Source organism: Arenimonas caeni (genome assembly GCF_003024235.1).
In the GTDB taxonomy this organism is placed as follows: domain Bacteria; phylum Pseudomonadota; class Gammaproteobacteria; order Xanthomonadales; family Xanthomonadaceae; genus Arenimonas; species Arenimonas caeni.
Genome location: NZ_KZ679097.1, coordinates 38,449 through 55,485 on the forward strand (window position 1 = coordinate 38,449; position 17,037 = coordinate 55,485).

At 71.6% G+C, this 17,037-nt stretch carries 16 protein-coding genes; 9 read left to right on the forward strand and 7 right to left on the reverse strand.

The genetic code is table 11. The features are described 5' to 3' along the window. The first annotated feature begins 6 nt into the window (after positions 1–6). The gene (locus C6N40_RS11725; protein ID WP_106991217.1) at positions 7–1,923 is read left to right on the forward strand and encodes an SUMF1/EgtB/PvdO family nonheme iron enzyme; all 1,917 of its coding nucleotides are present in this window, start codon (positions 7–9) and stop codon (positions 1,921–1,923) included. Positions 1,924–1,929: 6 nt separating this feature from the next. On the opposite strand, the gene phaR is transcribed toward C6N40_RS11725, so the two are convergent. Both phaR and gluQRS read right to left on the reverse strand, forming a co-directional pair. Beyond that, positions 1,930–2,442 carry a polyhydroxyalkanoate synthesis repressor PhaR gene (gene phaR, locus C6N40_RS11730; protein WP_106991245.1) on the reverse strand — a complete coding sequence of 171 codons (513 nt, stop codon included), beginning with the start codon at positions 2,440–2,442 and terminating at the stop codon, positions 1,930–1,932. An 86-nt stretch (positions 2,443–2,528) separates the two neighbouring features. Beyond that, positions 2,529–3,422 carry a tRNA glutamyl-Q(34) synthetase GluQRS gene (gene gluQRS, locus C6N40_RS11735; protein WP_106991218.1) on the reverse strand — a complete coding sequence of 298 codons (894 nt, stop codon included), beginning with the start codon at positions 3,420–3,422 and terminating at the stop codon, positions 2,529–2,531. Between the two features lie 76 nt (positions 3,423–3,498). On the opposite strand from gluQRS, the gene htpX reads away from it, so the two are divergent. Continuing rightward, positions 3,499–4,386 carry a protease HtpX gene (htpX, locus tag C6N40_RS11740; protein WP_106991219.1) on the forward strand — a complete coding sequence of 296 codons (888 nt, stop codon included), beginning with the start codon at positions 3,499–3,501 and terminating at the stop codon, positions 4,384–4,386. A 68-nt stretch (positions 4,387–4,454) separates the two neighbouring features. Here the strand turns inward: htpX and C6N40_RS11745 are convergent, their stop codons facing one another. Then, positions 4,455–6,530, reverse strand: coding sequence for an EAL domain-containing protein (locus C6N40_RS11745; RefSeq protein WP_106991220.1), 2,076 nt, complete (start codon positions 6,528–6,530; stop codon positions 4,455–4,457). Between the two features lie 91 nt (positions 6,531–6,621). Next, positions 6,622–7,644, reverse strand: coding sequence for an EF-P beta-lysylation protein EpmB (epmB, locus tag C6N40_RS11750; protein ID WP_106991221.1), 1,023 nt, complete (start codon positions 7,642–7,644; stop codon positions 6,622–6,624). 64 nt (positions 7,645–7,708) lie between these two features. Between epmB and efp the strand changes: the two genes are divergently transcribed. From efp to folE2, 6 genes are all read left to right on the forward strand, one after another. Beyond that, a complete protein-coding gene (gene efp, locus C6N40_RS11755; RefSeq protein WP_106991246.1) occupies positions 7,709–8,275 on the forward strand; it encodes an elongation factor P in 567 nt (188 codons plus the stop codon). 4 nt (positions 8,276–8,279) lie between these two features. After that, positions 8,280–9,626, forward strand: a complete 1,347-nt coding sequence (locus tag C6N40_RS11760) for a TRZ/ATZ family hydrolase (protein WP_106991222.1) — start codon at positions 8,280–8,282, stop codon at positions 9,624–9,626. Further along, positions 9,623–10,330, forward strand: coding sequence for a bifunctional 2-polyprenyl-6-hydroxyphenol methylase/3-demethylubiquinol 3-O-methyltransferase UbiG (gene ubiG, locus C6N40_RS11765; protein WP_106991223.1), 708 nt, complete (start codon positions 9,623–9,625; stop codon positions 10,328–10,330). Before C6N40_RS11760 ends, ubiG begins: the two co-directional genes overlap by 4 nt. Then, a complete protein-coding gene (gene gph, locus C6N40_RS11770; RefSeq protein ID WP_106991224.1) occupies positions 10,330–10,986 on the forward strand; it encodes a phosphoglycolate phosphatase in 657 nt (218 codons plus the stop codon). The genes ubiG and gph overlap by 1 nt, the downstream gene beginning before the upstream one ends. After that, positions 10,983–11,750 (forward strand): isoprenoid biosynthesis enzyme family protein, encoded by a 768-nt coding sequence (locus C6N40_RS14500; protein WP_240183512.1) that lies wholly within the window; start codon positions 10,983–10,985, stop codon positions 11,748–11,750. Before gph ends, C6N40_RS14500 begins: the two co-directional genes overlap by 4 nt. Positions 11,751–11,853: 103 nt before the next feature. After that, a complete protein-coding gene (folE2, locus tag C6N40_RS11775) occupies positions 11,854–12,819 on the forward strand; it encodes a GTP cyclohydrolase FolE2 (RefSeq protein ID WP_240183513.1) in 966 nt (321 codons plus the stop codon). Between the two features lie 102 nt (positions 12,820–12,921). On the opposite strand, the gene C6N40_RS11780 is transcribed toward folE2, so the two are convergent. Both C6N40_RS11780 and yidD read right to left on the reverse strand, forming a co-directional pair. Next, on the reverse strand, positions 12,922–13,752 hold the full coding sequence (locus C6N40_RS11780) for a M23 family metallopeptidase (RefSeq protein ID WP_106991226.1): 831 nt from the start codon (positions 13,750–13,752) through the stop codon (positions 12,922–12,924). Then, the gene (gene yidD / locus C6N40_RS11785; protein ID WP_425477713.1) at positions 13,749–14,000 is read right to left on the reverse strand and encodes a membrane protein insertion efficiency factor YidD; all 252 of its coding nucleotides are present in this window, start codon (positions 13,998–14,000) and stop codon (positions 13,749–13,751) included. Before yidD ends, C6N40_RS11780 begins: the two co-directional genes overlap by 4 nt. Before the next feature lie 173 nt (positions 14,001–14,173). On the opposite strand from yidD, the gene dksA reads away from it, so the two are divergent. After that, positions 14,174–15,061, forward strand: coding sequence for an RNA polymerase-binding protein DksA (gene dksA / locus C6N40_RS11790; RefSeq protein WP_425477715.1), 888 nt, complete (start codon positions 14,174–14,176; stop codon positions 15,059–15,061). A 227-nt stretch (positions 15,062–15,288) separates the two neighbouring features. Here the strand turns inward: dksA and C6N40_RS11795 are convergent, their stop codons facing one another. Then, complete coding sequence (locus C6N40_RS11795) at positions 15,289–17,031, reverse strand: DUF885 family protein (RefSeq protein WP_106991229.1); 1,743 nt, start codon at positions 17,029–17,031, stop codon at positions 15,289–15,291. Positions 17,032–17,037: the final 6 nt, after the last annotated feature.

Genomic DNA, 17,037 nt, shown 5'->3' on the forward strand with positions numbered 1-17,037 from the left:
TCGCCCATGACCACGATCGCGCGAACCTTCCCGGCCGGGCTGCTGGCCGCCCTGCTGGTGGTGGCCTGCGGCGGAGCCGACGACCCGTCGGCGGATGCCGCGCCCGTCGAGGCGCCGGTGCCGGTCGACCCCGAAGAGCTGGTGCAGACCGAGGTCGTGCTGGCGCCCGCCGCCGAAGAAGCCGACGTGCCGGCCTGGACGCCGGAGCTTCCCGTGGTGCCGGCCAATGGCATCCGTCGTGCCCTGGCGGCGGCCGGCGAGCTGGAGAAGGCTGGCCGACTGCTCGCCGCACCGGCGCTCGTGCCGGCTGCGGCGGATGACGGGGCGGAGGCGGGAACCGCCGAGCCGGGCCCGCCCGTGCCGGGCGCGCTGGAAACCTACCTGGGCGTGCTGGCCACCGAGGCCGAGCGCGCCGAGGCGCTGGAGGGCGTGTCGCGGATCCTGGCCGAGCTCGAGCGCCGCGGGCGGGTGGCGCTGGCCGAAGGCCGCTTCGCCGACGCCGAGCACGTCGAACGCGTGATCGTGCGGGCCAAGCCCCAGTACGAAGGCCTGGTCGCCTATCGCGAAGCCGTGCTGGCCGCGCGCCGCGCCCAGGCCAGCGTGCGGCTGGCCGAGGCGCGCGCCGCCGCCAACCGCATCTTCCGTCCCGAGGGCGAGGGCGCCGTCGCGGCCTATCGCGACGCCCTGCGCGAGTTCGCCGACTACCTGCCCGCGCAGGACGGGCTGGCGCGCCTGCAGGCCCGGCACCTGGACCGGGCGCTGGCCGCGGCGCAGGAAGGCCGCTACCTCGACTCCGAACGCCTGCAGGCCGAGGCCGGGCGCATCCTGCCCAACTCCGCCGCGCTGCAGGACATGCTGGCGCGCATCGTCGAGCTGCGGCAGACGCGCACCGAGGCGCTGCTGGCCCAGGGTCACGCCGCGGTGGACGCGCTCGACATCGAACTGGCCGAGCGCCGGCTGGCCGAGGCCGAGCAGGTGTCGCTGCAGGCCCAAGGCCTGGACGCGCTGCGCGGGCGCATCGAGCTGGCCCGGCACTACGGCCATTTCCGCCCGGGGCAGGTGTTCCGCGAACCGCTGGCCGCGGGCGGCGAAGGGCCCGAGATGGTGGTGCTGGCGCACGGCCGCTTCTACATGGGCTCGCCCGACGGCGAGCCGGGCCGCTTCGACAACGAAGGCCCGCGCCACGAAGTGGGCTTCGAGCGCGGCTTCGCCATCGCCCGCAACGAAACCACGGTGGCCGAGTTCCGCGCCTTCGTCGAGGCCACGGGCCATCGCAGCCTGGCCACGCGCCGCGGCCGCTCGACCGTCTACGACGAGCGCGGCGGCGTGATGGGCGAGCATGCGCGGGTGGACTGGCGGCGCGACTACGCCGGCGGCCAGGCCGCGCCGGACCTGCCGGTGGTGCACGTCGCCTTCGAGGATGCGCAGGCCTACGCCGCCTGGCTGTCGGCGCAGACCGGCCAGCGCTACCGCCTGCCGAGCGAAGCCGAATTCGAGTACGCGCTGCGCGCCGGCCGCCAGGAAGCCTGGCCCTGGGGCGACGGCGCGCCGACCCGCGTGGTCGGCAACCTCACCGGCGACGGCGACCAGTCACGGCTCAAGCGCAACTGGGCCAACGCCATCCCGGGCTACAGCGACGGCCACTGGGGACCGGCCCCGGTGCGCAGCTACCCGGCGGAGGGCTTCGGCACCTACGACCTGGTCGGCAATGTCTCGGAGTGGGTGCTCGACTGCTGGCACGACAGCTACCGCCGCGCGCCGCGCGACGGCAGCGCCTGGGTCAATCCGGGTTGCAGCGACCGGGTGGTGCGCGGCGCGTCCTGGGCCAGCTCGCTTGATCGCGCCCGCTCGGCCTATCGCCAGTCCACGCCCGGGGACACCACCAACGCCCGCCTGGGTTTCCGGGTGGTGCGGGAACTCTGAGCCGCCTCAGCGGCCGCGCGGCTTGAGCGGGCGGGCGGGCTTGCGCGGGCGGGCGGGCTTGCGCGGCGGTGCCGCGCCGGTGCTGCCGGTCAGCCCCTGCTGGAACGAGCGCCAGATCTCGAGGTTGCGCTCGGTGAGCTGGTTGAGCAGGGCCCAGGGGGCCGACTGCCCGACCAGCTGGCCGATCTGGCCGCGCACCTGCTGCTGTTGTTCGAGGAAGAACTGAAGGCTGCGCTCGAGGAAGCTGCCGAGGAAACCCTGCATCGAATCGCCGCGGAAGCGGATGACCTGGGTGAGCAGTTCGGTCGTGAAGATCGGCTGCCCGTGCTCCTCGTGCTCGGAGATGATCTGCATCAGTACGCCGCGGGTGATGTCGTTGCCGGTGCGCGCGTCCCGCACCACGAACGATTCGCCGTCGACGATCAGCTGGCGCACGTCCTCGAGCGTGACGTAGCTGGAGATGTCCGTGTCGTAGAGGCGGCGGTTCGGGTACTTCTTGATGATGCGGACATGCGACATGCAGGGCACCGGAAGTTCGCGAAGGCGGGCGGGCTGCCGAGCATCCCCCACGGGGGAGCGCGATGCAAGCCAAGTCCCGGCCTGCTTCACCCCGCCTGCACGCGGTCCGGCGCCGGGGCGCGGGACTCGCGTCGGATGCGCGCGGCGTCGAAGGCGGGCAGGGCACTGATGAGTGCGCGTTCCGGCGGCCCTGCGGGCCAGCGGCGCGGATCCTGGCCGAGGAAGGCCCAGGCCGCGCGCAGCGCCGGCAGCGGGTCGGCGGCATCCACCGGCAGCGCCGCCAGCGACTTGCCCAGCTTGCGGCCTTCGGCATCGAGCACCAGCGGCAGGTGCGCATAGGCCGGGGTCGGCAGGCCCAGGCGCTGCTGCAGCAGGATCTGGCGCGGGGTGGAGTCGAGCAGGTCGGCGCCGCGCACCACGTCGGTGATGCCCTGGTCCGTGTCGTCCACCACCACCGCCAGCTGGTAGGCCCAGTAGCCGTCCGCGCGACGCAGCACCACGTTGCCGACCTCGCGCCCCAGATCCTGTTCGAACCAGCCCTGGATGCGGTCCTGGAAGCCCAGGCGCCCGTCCGGCACGCGCAGGCGGATGGCCGGCGTGTCCCGGCGCCGGCCGGCGACGCAGCTGCGGTGGATGCCGCCGGTGGCCTCGAGGTCGCTGCGGCTGCAGTGGCATTCGAAGGCGTCGCCGCCTGCGAGCAGGCGCGCCAGCGCCGCCGCGTAGAGGTCGCCGCGGGTGGACTGGAAGACCGGGGGCTCGTCCGGCACCAGGCCGAAGGCGGCCAGGGTGGCCAGCTGCGCGGCGGCCGCGCCGGGAACTTCACGCGGCGGGTCGATGTCTTCGATGCGGACCAGCCAGTCGCCGCCGGCCGCGCGCGCGAACAGCCAGCTGCCCAGCGCCGCCACCAGCGACCCGAAGTGCAGGGGGCCGGTGGGCGAGGGGGCGAAGCGGCCGCGATGGCGGGGGCGGGGCGTGGTCACGACTTGAATTTAACCTGCCTTGCTTACATTTAGTGCCAGACGGGCGGCGCCGCCGCCCCCGTGAAGGAAGCTCCCCATGTTCAAGCGCGTAGCCCTGTTCCTCGCCACCAACCTCGCCGTCCTGGTCCTGCTCGGCATCGTGATGAGCGTGCTGCAGAACGTCTTCGGCGTGCGCCTTGGCAACAACGGCGCGCTGCTGCTGATGGCAGCCGTGTTCGGATTCGGCGGTTCGTTCATCTCGCTGGCCATCTCCAAGTGGATGGCCAAGCGCAGCACCGGCATGCACCTGATCACCCAGCCCCGGAACGAGGGCGAGGCCTGGCTGCTTTCCACGGTGCAGCGCCAGGCCCAGGCCGCGGGCATCGCCATGCCCGAGGTCGGCATCTACGACGCCCCCGAGATCAACGCCTTCGCCACCGGCCCCAGCCGCAACAATTCCCTGGTGGCGGTCTCCACCGGCCTGCTGCGGGCGATGGACCGCGACGAGGCCGAGGCGGTGCTGGCGCACGAAGTCAGCCACGTCGCCAACGGCGACATGGTGACCATGGCGCTGATCCAGGGCGTGCTCAACACCTTCGTGATCTTCCTCTCGCGCGTGGTCGGCCGCATCATCGACGCCGCGCTGAGCGGCAACCGCGACGGCGGCACCGGTCCGTTCTACTTCATCACCGTGATCGTGCTCGACATCATCTTCGGCATCTTCGCCTCGGTGATCGCGATGTGGTTCAGCCGCTGGCGCGAGTTCCGCGCCGACGCCGGCGGCGCCCGCCTGGCCGGCCGCGAGAAGATGATCGCCGCGCTCGAGAAGCTCTCGCGCACCTACGGCCACAGCACCCTGCCCAACGAAGTGCGCGCGTTCGGCATCTCCGGCGGCGTCGGCCACGGCCTGCGCAAGCTATTCATGACCCACCCGCCGCTGACCGAGCGCATCCAGGCCCTGCGCAACATGCCCGCCACCATGTGAGTGCGGGCCGGAGGCAATGAAAAAGGCCCGGGGCGTGAGCCCCGGGCCTTTGCTTTTTCCGCCCCGGATCAGCCGAAGTCGTAGTTCATCTGCGGGCCGGCCGCGGCCAGGAAGTTGCCTTCGACGAAGTCCACGCCCATGCCGAACAGCACGCTCATGGTGCTGGCGTCGGAGACGAACTCGGCGAGCGCGAGCTTGCCGGCGGCGTGGGCCTTCTCGACGATGGCACGCACCTGCTTCTGGGCGTCGGCGTTCTTGCCCAGTTCGGTGATGAAGCTGCGGTCGATCTTGAGGATGGCGGGTTCGAAGTGGGTGAGCATCTGGAAGGAGTTCAGGCCGGTGCCGAACTGCTCCAGCGCGACCCGGCAGCCCAGCGCCGACACGGCCTTCTGGAACGACTGCAGCGCCTTGAGGTGGGTGAACACCTTCGACTCCGGGATCTGCAGCACCAGCCGCTCGCCGGCCACGCCGTGCGCCTTGAGCTGCTCGGCGATGTGGTTCTCCAGGCCGCCCTCGACCAGCGAGGCCGGGGTGATCTTCACGAACAGGTTGGTGGTCTTGCCGCCCTTGGCGCGCTCGGCGATCACGCCGATGGCGTGGCTGATCACCCAGCGGTCGATGTCGTCGAGCAGGCCGTGCTCCTCGGCGATGGCCAGGTAGGTCATCGGCGGGATGATCTCGCCGCCCTGGCCCTTCATGCGCAGGTAGACGTCGTAGTTCTCTTCCTCGGCGCCGGTGAGGCTGATGATCGGCTGGTAGTGCAGCACGAACTGGTCGCCGGCCAGGGCCTCGCGGATGCGCTGCACCCAGGCCTGGATGCGCTCTTCCTCGGCGCGGTCGCGCGCCGCCGGGTCGAAGATCTCGATGCGGTTGCCGCCCATGGACTCGCACGCGGCCAGGCACTGGCCGGACTTGGCCATCACCTGGGTGACCGAGGCGATCCTCTCGCCGATCTGCACGCCGCCGATGCTCACGCTCAGGTTCACCGAGCGCTCGCCCAGCTCCAGGATGTGGTCCTTGAAGGCCTCGCGGATGCGCTCGGCCTGGGCCTGGCTCTGCATGTGGTCGTGCGCCAGGCACAGCACCGCGAAGCCGTGGTCGCTGGTGCGTGCCGCCACGGTGTTCTCGTCGAGCGCGCCGGTCAGGCGGCCGGCCACGCCCTTGATCAGGTCGTCGGCCGCGGCCAGGCCGATCTCGGCCATCAGGTTGTCGTAGTGGTCGGGCTCGACCAGCAGCAGCGCCTGGCCGGCCTTGCCGTCGGCGGCCGCGGCGACCGCCGCCTCGAGTTCGGACATGAAGAACTGGCGGTTGTACAGGCCGGTGAGCTGGTCGCGCTGGCGCAGCGTGTCGAGCTCCTTGACCATCTCGGCGTCCACCGTCTGCTGGCGGAAGACGATCTGCAGGCAGCTCTCGCCCTCGTAGGTGGCCGGGGTGAACTCCATCACGGCGTCGAACACGCTGCCGTCGGTGCGCTGCGCCTGGATCTCGAGCTGGCGCGGCGGCGCCTCGCCCTTGCTCATCTTCTTGAGCAGCTGGCGGAACTCGTCGGCATGCTGCGGCGCGATCAGGTCGAGCACGGTCAGGCCTTCGATCTCCTCGAAGTCCTCGAAGCCGAACATTTCCAGGTAGGCGTCGTTGGCGCGGATGTGCATGCCCTCGTGAACGTAGGCGATCGGATCGCGCGAGGAGGCGATCAGGGCGTCGCAGCGGCGCTCGGTCTCGCGCAGCGAGGCCTCGAGGTGGCGCAGGCCGCGGCGGGCGCCCAGCGCGGCGAATTCGGAGCGCACCACCGCCTGCACGTGCTCGGCGCGGTGGCGGATGGCGACGTCGCGGGTGCCGGCGGCCAGGGCGGCCAGCGCGGTCTTCTCGTCGAGCGTGGTGACCGAGGCGATCACCGGGATGTCCTTGCCCGTGGCGGTGACGCGCTCGACCACGTCGGCCAGCGGCAGGTACTTGGCCTCGAAGGCCGCCAGCACCATGTCGATGCTCTGTCCGGCCAGCAGCTGGACCAGCTCGTCCTCGGATTCAGGACGCTGCGGACGCACCGCCATGCCGCCGTTGCGCAGGTGGCTGATGAGTTGCTCGGCGTCCTCCAGACGGTCCTCGACCAGGAGCAGACGAATCACGGCGTCCTGCTGCGCCATCCTGGGACACTCCTTTACGCATCAAGGGCTTGCACGGGGGGATTGAGACAATACCAGAATGCCGGCGGGGGCAACATCCTGTCCGGTGGTCTTACATGGGCGTCTTGGACGGTGCGCCGGCCACTTCCCGCACCAGCCGGGGCACCAGGTACCCGGGCAGGCGGGCGGCGAGTTCCGCGGCCAGTTCGCGGGCCTCGGCGTCGCCGACCTCGAAATGGGCGGCGCCGGCGACCCGGTCCAGTTGGTGCAGGTAGTAGGGCAGCACGCCGGCCGAGAACAGGCGCTCGGACAGGTCCGCCAGGGCCCCGGCCGAGTCGTTGACCCCGCGCAGCAGCACCGCTTGGTTGAGCAGCTGGACGCCGGCGCCGCGCAGGCGGGCCAGGGCCGCGGCCACGGACGGGTCGATCTCGTTGCCATGGTTGGCGTGCAGCACCACCACCACCGGCCAGGGCAGCGCGCCCAGCCAGGCAAGCAGCTCGTCATCGACCCGTTCGGGCAGCACCACCGGCAGGCGGGTGTGCAGGCGCAGCCGCCGCACGTGCGGGATGGCGGCCAGTTCGCGGGTGAACTCGGCCAGCTTGGCGGTCGAGAGCGACAGCGGGTCGCCGCCGGAAAGCAGCACCTCGTGCACACCCGGCTCGGCGGCGATGTACCCGAGCGCCTCGCGCCAGCCGCCGGCGGCGGCCGTCTGCTCGGCATAGGGGTAGTGGCGCCGGAAGCAGTAGCGGCAGTGGATGGCGCAACTGCCGGTGGCCACCAGCAGCACCCGGCCCTGGTATTTGTGGATGACGCCGCTGCCGGCGCCCGCGGCCAGGTCGCCGACGGCATCGAGGCCGAAGCCGTCCACCAGCCGGTCCTCGTCGTCGAGCGGAAGCACCTGGCGCAGCAGGGGGTCGTCCGGATCGCCCCGGCGCATGCGCGCCACGAAGCCCCGGGGCACCCGCAGCGGGAACTGCCCCGCGGCGCTGGCCGACACCCGGCCCGCCAGGCCGGGCAGGCCGACCAGTTCCAGCAGCTCGGCCGGGTCGCGCACCGCCTCGCGCCAGAGCTGCTGCCAGCGCGCGGGCACGGGGCCGGGAACAGGCTGCAGGGAAGGGGCGGGCGCGGTTATCATAATGGGCTATCCATTGTATCCGGCCAGGCCCCGCGTGGGGCGGCCACGCACCCAGGAGCACTGCATGGCCAGCTACGGCATGAACGACGTCAAGAACGGGATGAAGATCATCGTCAACAATGATCCCTGCGTCATCACCGACACCGAGTACGTCAAGCCGGGCAAGGGCCAGGCCTTCACCCGCGTGAAGTACCGCAACATCAAGAGCGGCCGCGTGCAGGAAATCACCATGAAGTCCACCGACTCGCTCGAGGCGGCGGACGTGCTCGACACCGACATGCAGTACCTATACAGCGACGGCGAGTACTGGCACTTCATGCAGCAGGACACCTTCGAGCAGGTGCAGGCCGACAAGGCCGGCGTCGGCGACGCCGCCAAGTGGCTCAAGGGCGAGGAGCCCTGCGTGGTCACCCTGTGGAACGGCACCCCGATCCAGGTCACCCCGCCGAACTTCGTCGAACTCAAGATCGTCGAGACCGACCCGGGCCTGCGCGGCGACACCTCGGGCGGCGGCGGCAAGCCGGCCACGCTCGAGACCGGCGCCGTCGTGCGCGTGCCGCTGTTCGTCAACCAGGACGAAGTGATCAAGGTCGACACCCGCTCGGGCGAGTACGTCTCGCGGGTCAAGTAACCGGATGACTTCCACCACCGCGCCGCAGGCCTGCGACCTGCTGATCGAAGCCGGCTGGGTCGTTCCGGTCGAGCCCCACGGCGTGGTGCTGGCCGACCATGCGGTCGCCGTCACCGGCGACCGCATCGTGGCGGTGCTGCCGCGCGAACAGGCGCGGGCCCGCTTCGCCGCGGCCGAAGTGGTCTCGCGCCCCGACGCGGTGCTGATGCCCGGGCTGGTCAACAGCCACTGCCACAACCCGATGACCCTGATGCGCGGCATGGCGGACGACCTGCCGCTGATGACCTGGCTGCAGGAGCACATCTGGCCGGTGGAAGGGCAGGTGATCGGCCCCGAGTTCGTCGCCGACGGCATCGAGCTGGCGGTGGCCGAGATGCTGCGCGGCGGCACCACGGCCTGCGCCGAGAACTATTTCTTCCCCGACGTGCAGGCCAGCACCTATGCGCGCTTGGGCTTCCGTGCCCTGGTCGGCCTGCCGGTCATAGACTTCCCGACCGCCTGGGCCCGCAGCCAGGACGAGTACTTCGACAAGGGGCTGGAGGTGCACGACAACTGGCGCCGACACCCGCTGGTGTCGCTGTGCTTCGTGCCGCACGCGCCCTACACGGTCGATGACGCCGGCTTCGAACGCGTGCGCATGCTGGCCGACCAGCTCGACCTGGTCGTGCACTGCCACATCCACGAGACCGCGCACGAGAACGCCGAGGCCATGAAGGCCCACGGCATGCGCCAGCTGGCGCGCCTCGACCGCCTGGGCCTGGTCAACGACCGCCTGATGGCCGTGCACATGACCGACCTGACCGACGCCGAGATCGCCCTGTGCGCCGAGCGCGGCGTGTCGGTGGTGCACTGCCCGGAATCGAACCTCAAGCTCGCCTCCGGCTTCTGCCCGGTGGCGAAGCTGCAGGTGGCCGGCGTGAACATCGCCATCGGCACCGACGGCTGCGCCAGCAACAACGACCTGGACATGTTCGGCGAGATGCGCACCGCCGCGCTGCTGGCCAAGGGCGTGTCCGGCGACGCCTCGGCGCTCGACGCCGCCAGCGCCCTGCGCGCGGCCACGCTGGGCAGCGCCCGGGCGATGGGGCTGGGCGAGCAGGTCGGCTCGATCGAGCCGGGCAAGCAGGCCGACCTGGTCTGCGTCGACCTTTCGCCGCTGGAAACGCAGCCGCTGCACCACGTGCTCTCGCAGCTGGTGTACGCCGTCGGCAGGCACCAGGTCAGCGACGTGTGGCTGGCCGGCAAGCCGCGCGTGGCGGGTGGCCGGCTCCTGGACATCGACGCCGCCGCCATCGCCGCCAAGGCGCGGCGCTGGCGCGAGCGCATCGCTGGCATCAGGGGGGGCGCATGAACGCGACGCACGCCAACGCCAGCCAGGCCGAGCTCGACAAGTTCGGCGCGCTCGCCAGCCGCTGGTGGGACCCCCGGGGCCCGCAGCGGCCGCTGCATGAACTCAATCCGGCGCGGCTGGGCTACGTGCGCGAACGCGCGCGCCTGGCCGGCGCCCGCGCGCTCGACGTCGGCTGCGGCGGCGGCCTGCTCAGCGAGGCGATGGCGGCCGAGGGCGCCGACGTCACCGCGCTCGACCTGTCGCCCGAGCTGGTCGACGTGGCGAAGCTGCACCTGCTCGAGTCCGGCCTGAAGGTCGACTACCGGCTGCAGTCGGTCGAGTCGCTGGCCGCGGAAATGCCGGGCAGCTTCGACGTCATCACCTGCATGGAGATGCTCGAGCACGTGCCCGACCCGGCCTCGGTGCTCGCCGCCTGCACCCGCCTGCTCAAGCCCGGCGGCCAGCTGTTCCTGTCCACGCTCAACCGCACGCCGGCCGCCTTCGCGCTGGCCATCGTCGGTGCGGAATACCTCGCCCGGCTGCTGCCGCGCGGCACGCACGACTACAAGCAGTTCATCCGTCCTTCCGAGCTCGGCGCCTGGCTGCGCGGCGCCGGCCTGCAGCTGCAGGACGTCAGCGGGCTGGCCTACGACCCGGTGCGGCGCAAGGCCTGGGTGGGCGGGCCGACCGCGGTGAACTACCTGGCCCACGCGGTGAAGTCCTGATGGCCCAAGCCCCCGCGGCGGTGCTGTTCGATCTCGACGGCACCCTGGTCGACAGCGCGCCCGACCTGGCCCGCGCCACCAACCGCCTGCTGGCCGAACACGGCCGGCCGCCGGTGGACTACGCGCGTCTGCGCTCGGTCGTGTCCAAGGGCGGCCGCGCCATGCTGGCCGTGGCCTTCCCGGACCTCGACGAAGCCGCGCGCGAAGCGCTGCTGCCGGTGTTCCTGCGCTACTACGGCGAAGGCCTGGCGGTCGAGAGCGTGCTGTTCGACGGCGTCGACGCGCTGCTGGCGGGCCTGGACGCGCGCGGCCTGCGCTGGGGCATCGTCACCAACAAGCCCGAGGGCCTGGCCCGCGGCGTGGTGGACGGCTTCGGCTGGCGCACGCGCTGCGCCGTGCTGGTCGGCGGCGACACGCTGCCGACCCGCAAGCCCGACCCGGGCACCTTGCTGCACGCCTGCGCGGCGCTCGGCATCGACGCCGCCGACGCGCTCTACGTCGGCGACGACCTGCGCGACGTGCAGGCCGCGCGCGCCGCCGGCATGCCCTGCGTGGCGGCGCTCTGGGGCTATCGCGAGGACGGCGACGACCCGCATCGCTGGGAGGCCGAGCACGTGGCCGCCCACGCCGGCGACGTGCTCGGGCTGCTGCCATGAGCAAGCCGGCGCACGAGCCGATCGCCCAGTTCGTCGCCAAGTGGCAGCGGCGCGAGCCGGAGATGGCCCAGGCCGAACCGTTCTGTGCGCCGGCGCTGCGCCCGCGCTACCGCGCCTGGGGCGCGCTGGTGCACGAACTGCGCGAGGCGGCGTTCGAACTCAGCGATCCGCGCGTGTCCCAGGTGAAGGGGCAGTGGTGGGCCGAGGAACTCGTCGGCCTCGCGGGTGGCCGCGCCAGGCATCCGGTGACCGGGCCGCTGGCCGGCCTGGCCGCCGACTGGGCCGGCCTGGCCCAGGCCCTGTTGGCCACGACGCTCGAAGACAGCCGCCCGGCCGACGCCGGCCAGGCCCTGGCGCGCCTGCAGCCGCTGGCGCAGGCGCTGGCCCGGGTCGAAGCGGCGGTCTTCGATGCCGAGGCGGGGGCGGCGGACGAGCGCGCCATCGCCGTGCACCTGCTGCTGCACCGGCTGCCCGAAGGCCTGGCGGCCGACGACCAGGCCTTGCTGCCGATGAACCTGCTGGCCCGCCATGGCCTCACCGCCGCCGAGGTCGCCGCCGGCCGGGGCGAGCCTCTGCTGCGCGACTGGGCCGGCGAGCTGCTCGCCGCGCTGCCGGCGCCGCGGCACCCGGTGCTGTATCGTCGTCTTCGCAGCGGTTTCGACCGTGCCCGCCTGGCCCGGTTGGCCGCCGGCCGCGGCTTCGACCCGCCGGCGCCCCTCGCCACGCTGTGGCGGGCCTGGCGCCTCGCGCGCGCCACGTCCTGACACGCAACGTTGCATCCGGCGCGCCGGGAACGGCCCCCGCCTTGACGTAACCTGCATCGCGCCCCACCTAGCTTTGACCGCGTCACCCACGAGGAGAGCCGCTTTGGCCCCCAGCAACCACGAAAACACCGCCCGCGTGCTGCCCGACATCGCCAACGAGGCCCGCGCCGCGCTGGCCGGCGCCCTGGACTGGGTCGGCATGGGCGAGATCGAGATGCCCGTCGTGCTCGCCGGCGACGGCGGCCGCAGCGTCGCCAAGGTCAACGCCTTCGTGAACCTCACCCAGCCGGACGTGCGCGGCATCCACATGTCGCGCCTGTACCTGCACGTGGACAAGATGCTGTCGAACGAGCCGGCCAGCCCGGCCTCGCTGCGCCGCCTGCTCAAGGACTTCCTCGACTCGCACGCCGGCCTGTCCGACCGGGCGATGGTGAGCCTGCGCTTCGAGCACCTGGTGCGCCGCAAGGCGCTGGCCAGCGACAACAGCGGCTGGAAGGCCTACCCGGTGTCGATCACCGCGGTGATGGACCGCGGCCACTTCGCGCTCGAGCTCGGCCTGTCGGTGGCGTATTCGAGCACCTGCCCGTGCTCGGCGGCGCTGGCGCGCCAGCTGATCCAGGAGCAGTTCGAGGCCGATTTCGCCGCCGGCAAGGCGCTCGACCGCGAGGCCGTGCTGGCCTGGCTGGGCAGCGAGCAGGGCATCCGCGCCACGCCGCACAGCCAGCGCAGCCACGCCGAGGTGAAGCTGCGGCTGGTGCCGAGTTTCCAGGACTTCCCGATCGTCGAAGCCATCGACCGCATCGAGGACGCGCTCAAGACGCCGGTGCAGACCGCGGTCAAGCGCGTGGACGAACAGGCCTTCGCCCTGCTCAACGGCCAGAACCTGATGTTCTGCGAGGACGCGGCCCGTCGCATCCAGTCCACGCTGCGCAAGGACGAGCGCATCGCCGACTTCTGGCTGCGCGTCTCCCACCTCGAGAGCCTGCACCCGCACGACGCCGTGGCCGTGGCCACCAAGGGCGTCGCCGGCGGCTACACCGCGCTCCCCGACGGCCTCGCCGCCCGCTGATCCGCGCAGGTATCCGGTAGGAGCGCCTTCAGGCGCGAATCTTTTGCCTTTGCCTTTGGCAAGGAAGGGGTTCGCGCCTGAAGGCGCTCCTGCACGGATTGATCAGCGCTCGAGCACCAGCAGCGGATCGATCCGCACCTCGAACCAGTTCATGCCCCAGTGCAGGTGCGGCCCGGTGGCGCGTCCGGTGGCGCCGACGGCGCCGATCACCTGGCCCTGCTCGACCCGGTCGCCCGGTTTGACGTCGATGCGCGCCAGGTGCAGGAAGTTCGAGCTGATGCCGTGCCCGTGGTCGATCAGCAGGGTGCCGCCGGTGAGGTAGAGGTCGTCGTCGGCGAGCGTGACCACGCCCGCGGCCGGCGCCATCACCGGCGTGCCGTTCGGCGCGGCGATGTCCATGCCCGAATGCGGGCTGCCCGGCTTGCCGTTGTAGATGCGCTGGTTGCCGAAGCGGCCGCTGATGCGACCCTGCACCGGCCACATGAAGGCCTGGGCGAAATCCGCGCGGGCATCGTCGAGCTGGCGCGCCTCGCGCACCCGCGCGGCTTCGCGGGCGATGCGCTCGGCTACTTCCGGCGGCGGCTCGACCGTGCGCGGCGGCACGCCGCTGACGCGCTCGACCGGCCAATCGCGCGGGGTGACTGCGATGCTGGCCGTGGCCGTCGTGCCGTCGGGGCGGCGCACGCTGACCACGGCCGGCTCGCCGGCATCGCGGCCCAGGCCGAACACGACGCTGCCGTAGGGCGTGACCCGGAGCCTGCGGCCGGCGTATTCGACCTCGCTGCCCGGCGGCACCTTGCCGATCACCATCGCCCCCTGCTGCACGCTGGCCGGGAACACCACGCGTCCGGGGTCGGCGGCCGCGGCGGCGCAGGCCAGCGAGGCGAGCAAGGCCATCGCGAAGCCACGCAGCAGGGCGGGGCGCGATCTCATTCGGAGTCCTCTTTCTTGTCGTTGCGGCCTTCCCAGGTTTCCGGCACCGGATCCGGGCCGCCGGGGTGCAGCGGATGGCAGCGGGCGATGCGGCAGGCGCCCAGCCAGCCGCCGCGAAGCACGCCGAAGCGCTCGATCGCCTCCATGGTGTAGGTCGAGCAGCTGGGATAGAAACGGCAGCGCTGGCCGAGCAGGGGGCTGATGGCCAGCTTGTAGCCGCGCAGCAGCAGGATGACGGGTTTTTTCACTGATTGCGCCGGCCGGGCCTTGGGCATAAGGTTGCCGCTGGTGGAGGAACAGGCTATAACACGCCGCCTTCGGGCCTCAAGGAATGGAGAGGAATCGCGTAGTGGCCGCAAAAAAGACCCCCAAGAAAGCCGCCAAGCCGGCGCCCAAGAAGGCTGCCAAGGCCGCCAAGCCGGTGAAGAAGCCGGTGGCCAAGGCCAAGCCGGCCGCCAAGCCCGCGAAGACGGTCGCCAAGAAGGTGGCCAAGCCCGTGAAGAAGGCCGCCAAGCCGGTCGCCAAGAAGGCGGCCGCCAAGCCCGCCAAGAAGGCGGCTCCGGCCAGGAAAGCCGCGCCGGCGAAGAAGGCTGCCAAGCCGGCCGCCAAGCCGGTGAAGAAGGCTGCTGCGCCCGCCAAGGCCAAGCCGGCCGCGAAGCCGGTGGCCAAGCCTGTCGCGAAGCCCGTCGCCAAGCCGGTGGCCAAGTCCGCCGCGAAGCCCGCCGCGAAGCCGGCGCCGGCCAAGGCGGCCACGCCGGCCAAGGCCACGGCTCCGGCCAAGGTCGCCCCGGCTCCGGCCCCGGCCAAGCCTGCGCCCAAGCGCGGCGTGGTGGCCGGTTACGTCAAGCCGGCGACGCCGCGTCCCGAGCGCATCAAGCCGATGCCGGCGCGCGTTGGCCGCGTCGAGCTGCCGGCGGGCTACAAGCCCAGCGCCAAAGAGGAATACATGGGCCCGATGCAGCTCGAATACTTCCGCCAGCGCCTGCTGCAGTGGAAGGAGGAGCTGGTCGAGGAGTCCAAGCAGACCATCGAGAACCTCAAGGAAGAAGTGCGTGACGTCGGTGACGAAGCCGAGCGCGCCAGCCGCGAGTCCGAGAACAGCCTCGAGCTGCGCACCCGCGACCGCTACCGCAAGCTGATCAGCAAGATCGACAGCACGCTCAAGCGCATCGAGGATGGCAGCTACGGCTACTGCGTGGACACCGGCGAGGAAATCGGCCTCGAGCGCCTCGAAGCCCGCCTCACCGCCGAGCGCACCATCGACGCCCAGGAGCGCTGGGAACACCGCCAGAAACAAATGGGCGAATAAGCGCCCCGGCTTCGGAAGCAAACAAGCCCCGGGAAACCGGGGCTTTTTGTTTTTTGCCACGGATGAACACGGATAGACACGGATAGGGCAAGAGCCAATTAAAGGTTGCTCTTTCTCTATCCGTGTCTATCCGTGTTCATCCGTGGCCAATCAAAAAACGCTCAATCGAAGCGGTAGAAGCGCCAGTCGGCGCGCAGGCCCTCGGCAGGCACNCAATCAAAAAACGCTCAATCGAAGCGGTAGAAGCGCCAGTCGGCGCGCAGGCCCTCGGCAGGCACGTCCCCGGACAGGCGCGCGCGCACCGCGGCGACCGGCATGGGGCCGCCCATCAGGATGGTGTCGTGGAACTCGCGCTCGCTCATCCGGCCGGACTGCACGAATTCCCGGTGCAGCTCGCGGAACTGCAGGCCGCCGATCATGTAGGCGATCTGGTAGAGCGGGCCGTAGTCGCCGGCGAAACTGCGGCGCACCTCGGCGCGGGCGTTCTCGCGCTCGTGGCCGACCCGGTCGACCAGCAGCTCCACCGCCTCGTCCGGCGTCATCTTGCCCAGGTGGAAGCCCAGCGAGAACAGGATGCGGGCAGCGCGGTGGCTGCGCCAGAACAGCATGCCGATCCTGTCCTCGGGCGTCGTGGCGAAGCCCTCGTCCCAGAGCCGGAACTCCCAGTACAGCGCCCAGCCCTCGGTCCAGAACGGCGTGTCGAACAGCTCGCGGTGGGTCTGGTGGCGGCTGTTGTAGAAGTACTGCAGGTGGTGGCCCGGGATGAGCTCGTGGTGCACGACCGCGCGCGAGAAGTGGCGGTTGTTGCCGCGCAGCGCCATCAGCTTCTTGTCGTGCGGCATGGTGTCGGTGGGGTAGGCCACCCACACGTCCTGGCCGCCGAGGAAGAACGGCGCCTGCAGCTGGTACTCGGGGCTGAGCATGGTCATGCGCCAGTCGCGCCTGGCCAGCTCGGGGATGGTGACCATCTCGCGCGCCTCGAGCCAGGCGATGGCTTCGTCGGCCAGCTCGACCACCAGCTTCGGCTGCCCGCCCGGCGCCGGGTGGCGCGACTTGACCATCTCCAGCGCTTCGCGCCAGTCCTTCGCGCCCATGTCGGCGGCGGCCCTGGCCAGCTCGCGCTCGCACCAGGCCAGTTCGCGTTCGGCCAGGTCCATCAGCTGTTCGGGCGTGTAGGGGATCAGCTCGTGGCGCAGGCCCTCGAGCAGGGCCTGGCGGCCGATCGGGTCGCCGATGATGGTTTCCGGGTCGCTGGCCCCGGCGAGCTTGTCGCGCAGCAGCCGGGCGTGGGCCTCGAGCTGCTGGTCGAGGGCCTCGTAGGGCTGGCGGGTCCACCAGCTGAAGTCGGGGTCGTAGCCGGCGTGGAAGCCGTACCACTGCTTGAGGTCGGCACGCACGTTCTCGAGCAGCCGGGCGGCACGGTGGGCGACGATGGGCGTGGTGCCGGCGGCCTTCGCGTCCTTGTCGAGCCGGGCCCCGAGCGCGGCCAGCTGGCCGCGGACTTCGTCGAGTACCTGGGCGCTGGCGCGGCCGTCGGGGTATTCATTGGCGCGACGGGCCTCGACCAGGGCCACCAGCCTGTCCACGCCCGGCAGCAGCGGCGCGGCTTCGCCCACGCGCCCGCGCTGGAAGTCGAGCTGGACGAGCCGGTAGGCCAGCTCGCGCTGGAACAGGGCATGGTCGAGGCGGTCCTCGACGCCCAGCGAGGCCGGGTCGATCTCCGCCAGCCGCGCCTGCCAGTCGGTGTAGAGCCGGCGCAGCGCCGCCTCCCGGCGGACGCCGGCGGTGGCGTCCTGCACCCGCTCGAGGCTGGCAAGGTCGGCCCGGAAGCGGGCCACGACGGGAGCCATCGCCTGCGGCTGCGCGGCCATCCGCGCCAGCGGCGGGGCCAGGCTGGGCGGCGCGTCGGCCAGGGCGGGGAAGGCGAGGGCGACGGCCAGGCAGCTGGCCAGCAGGCGAAGGCGGGGCATGGAGGC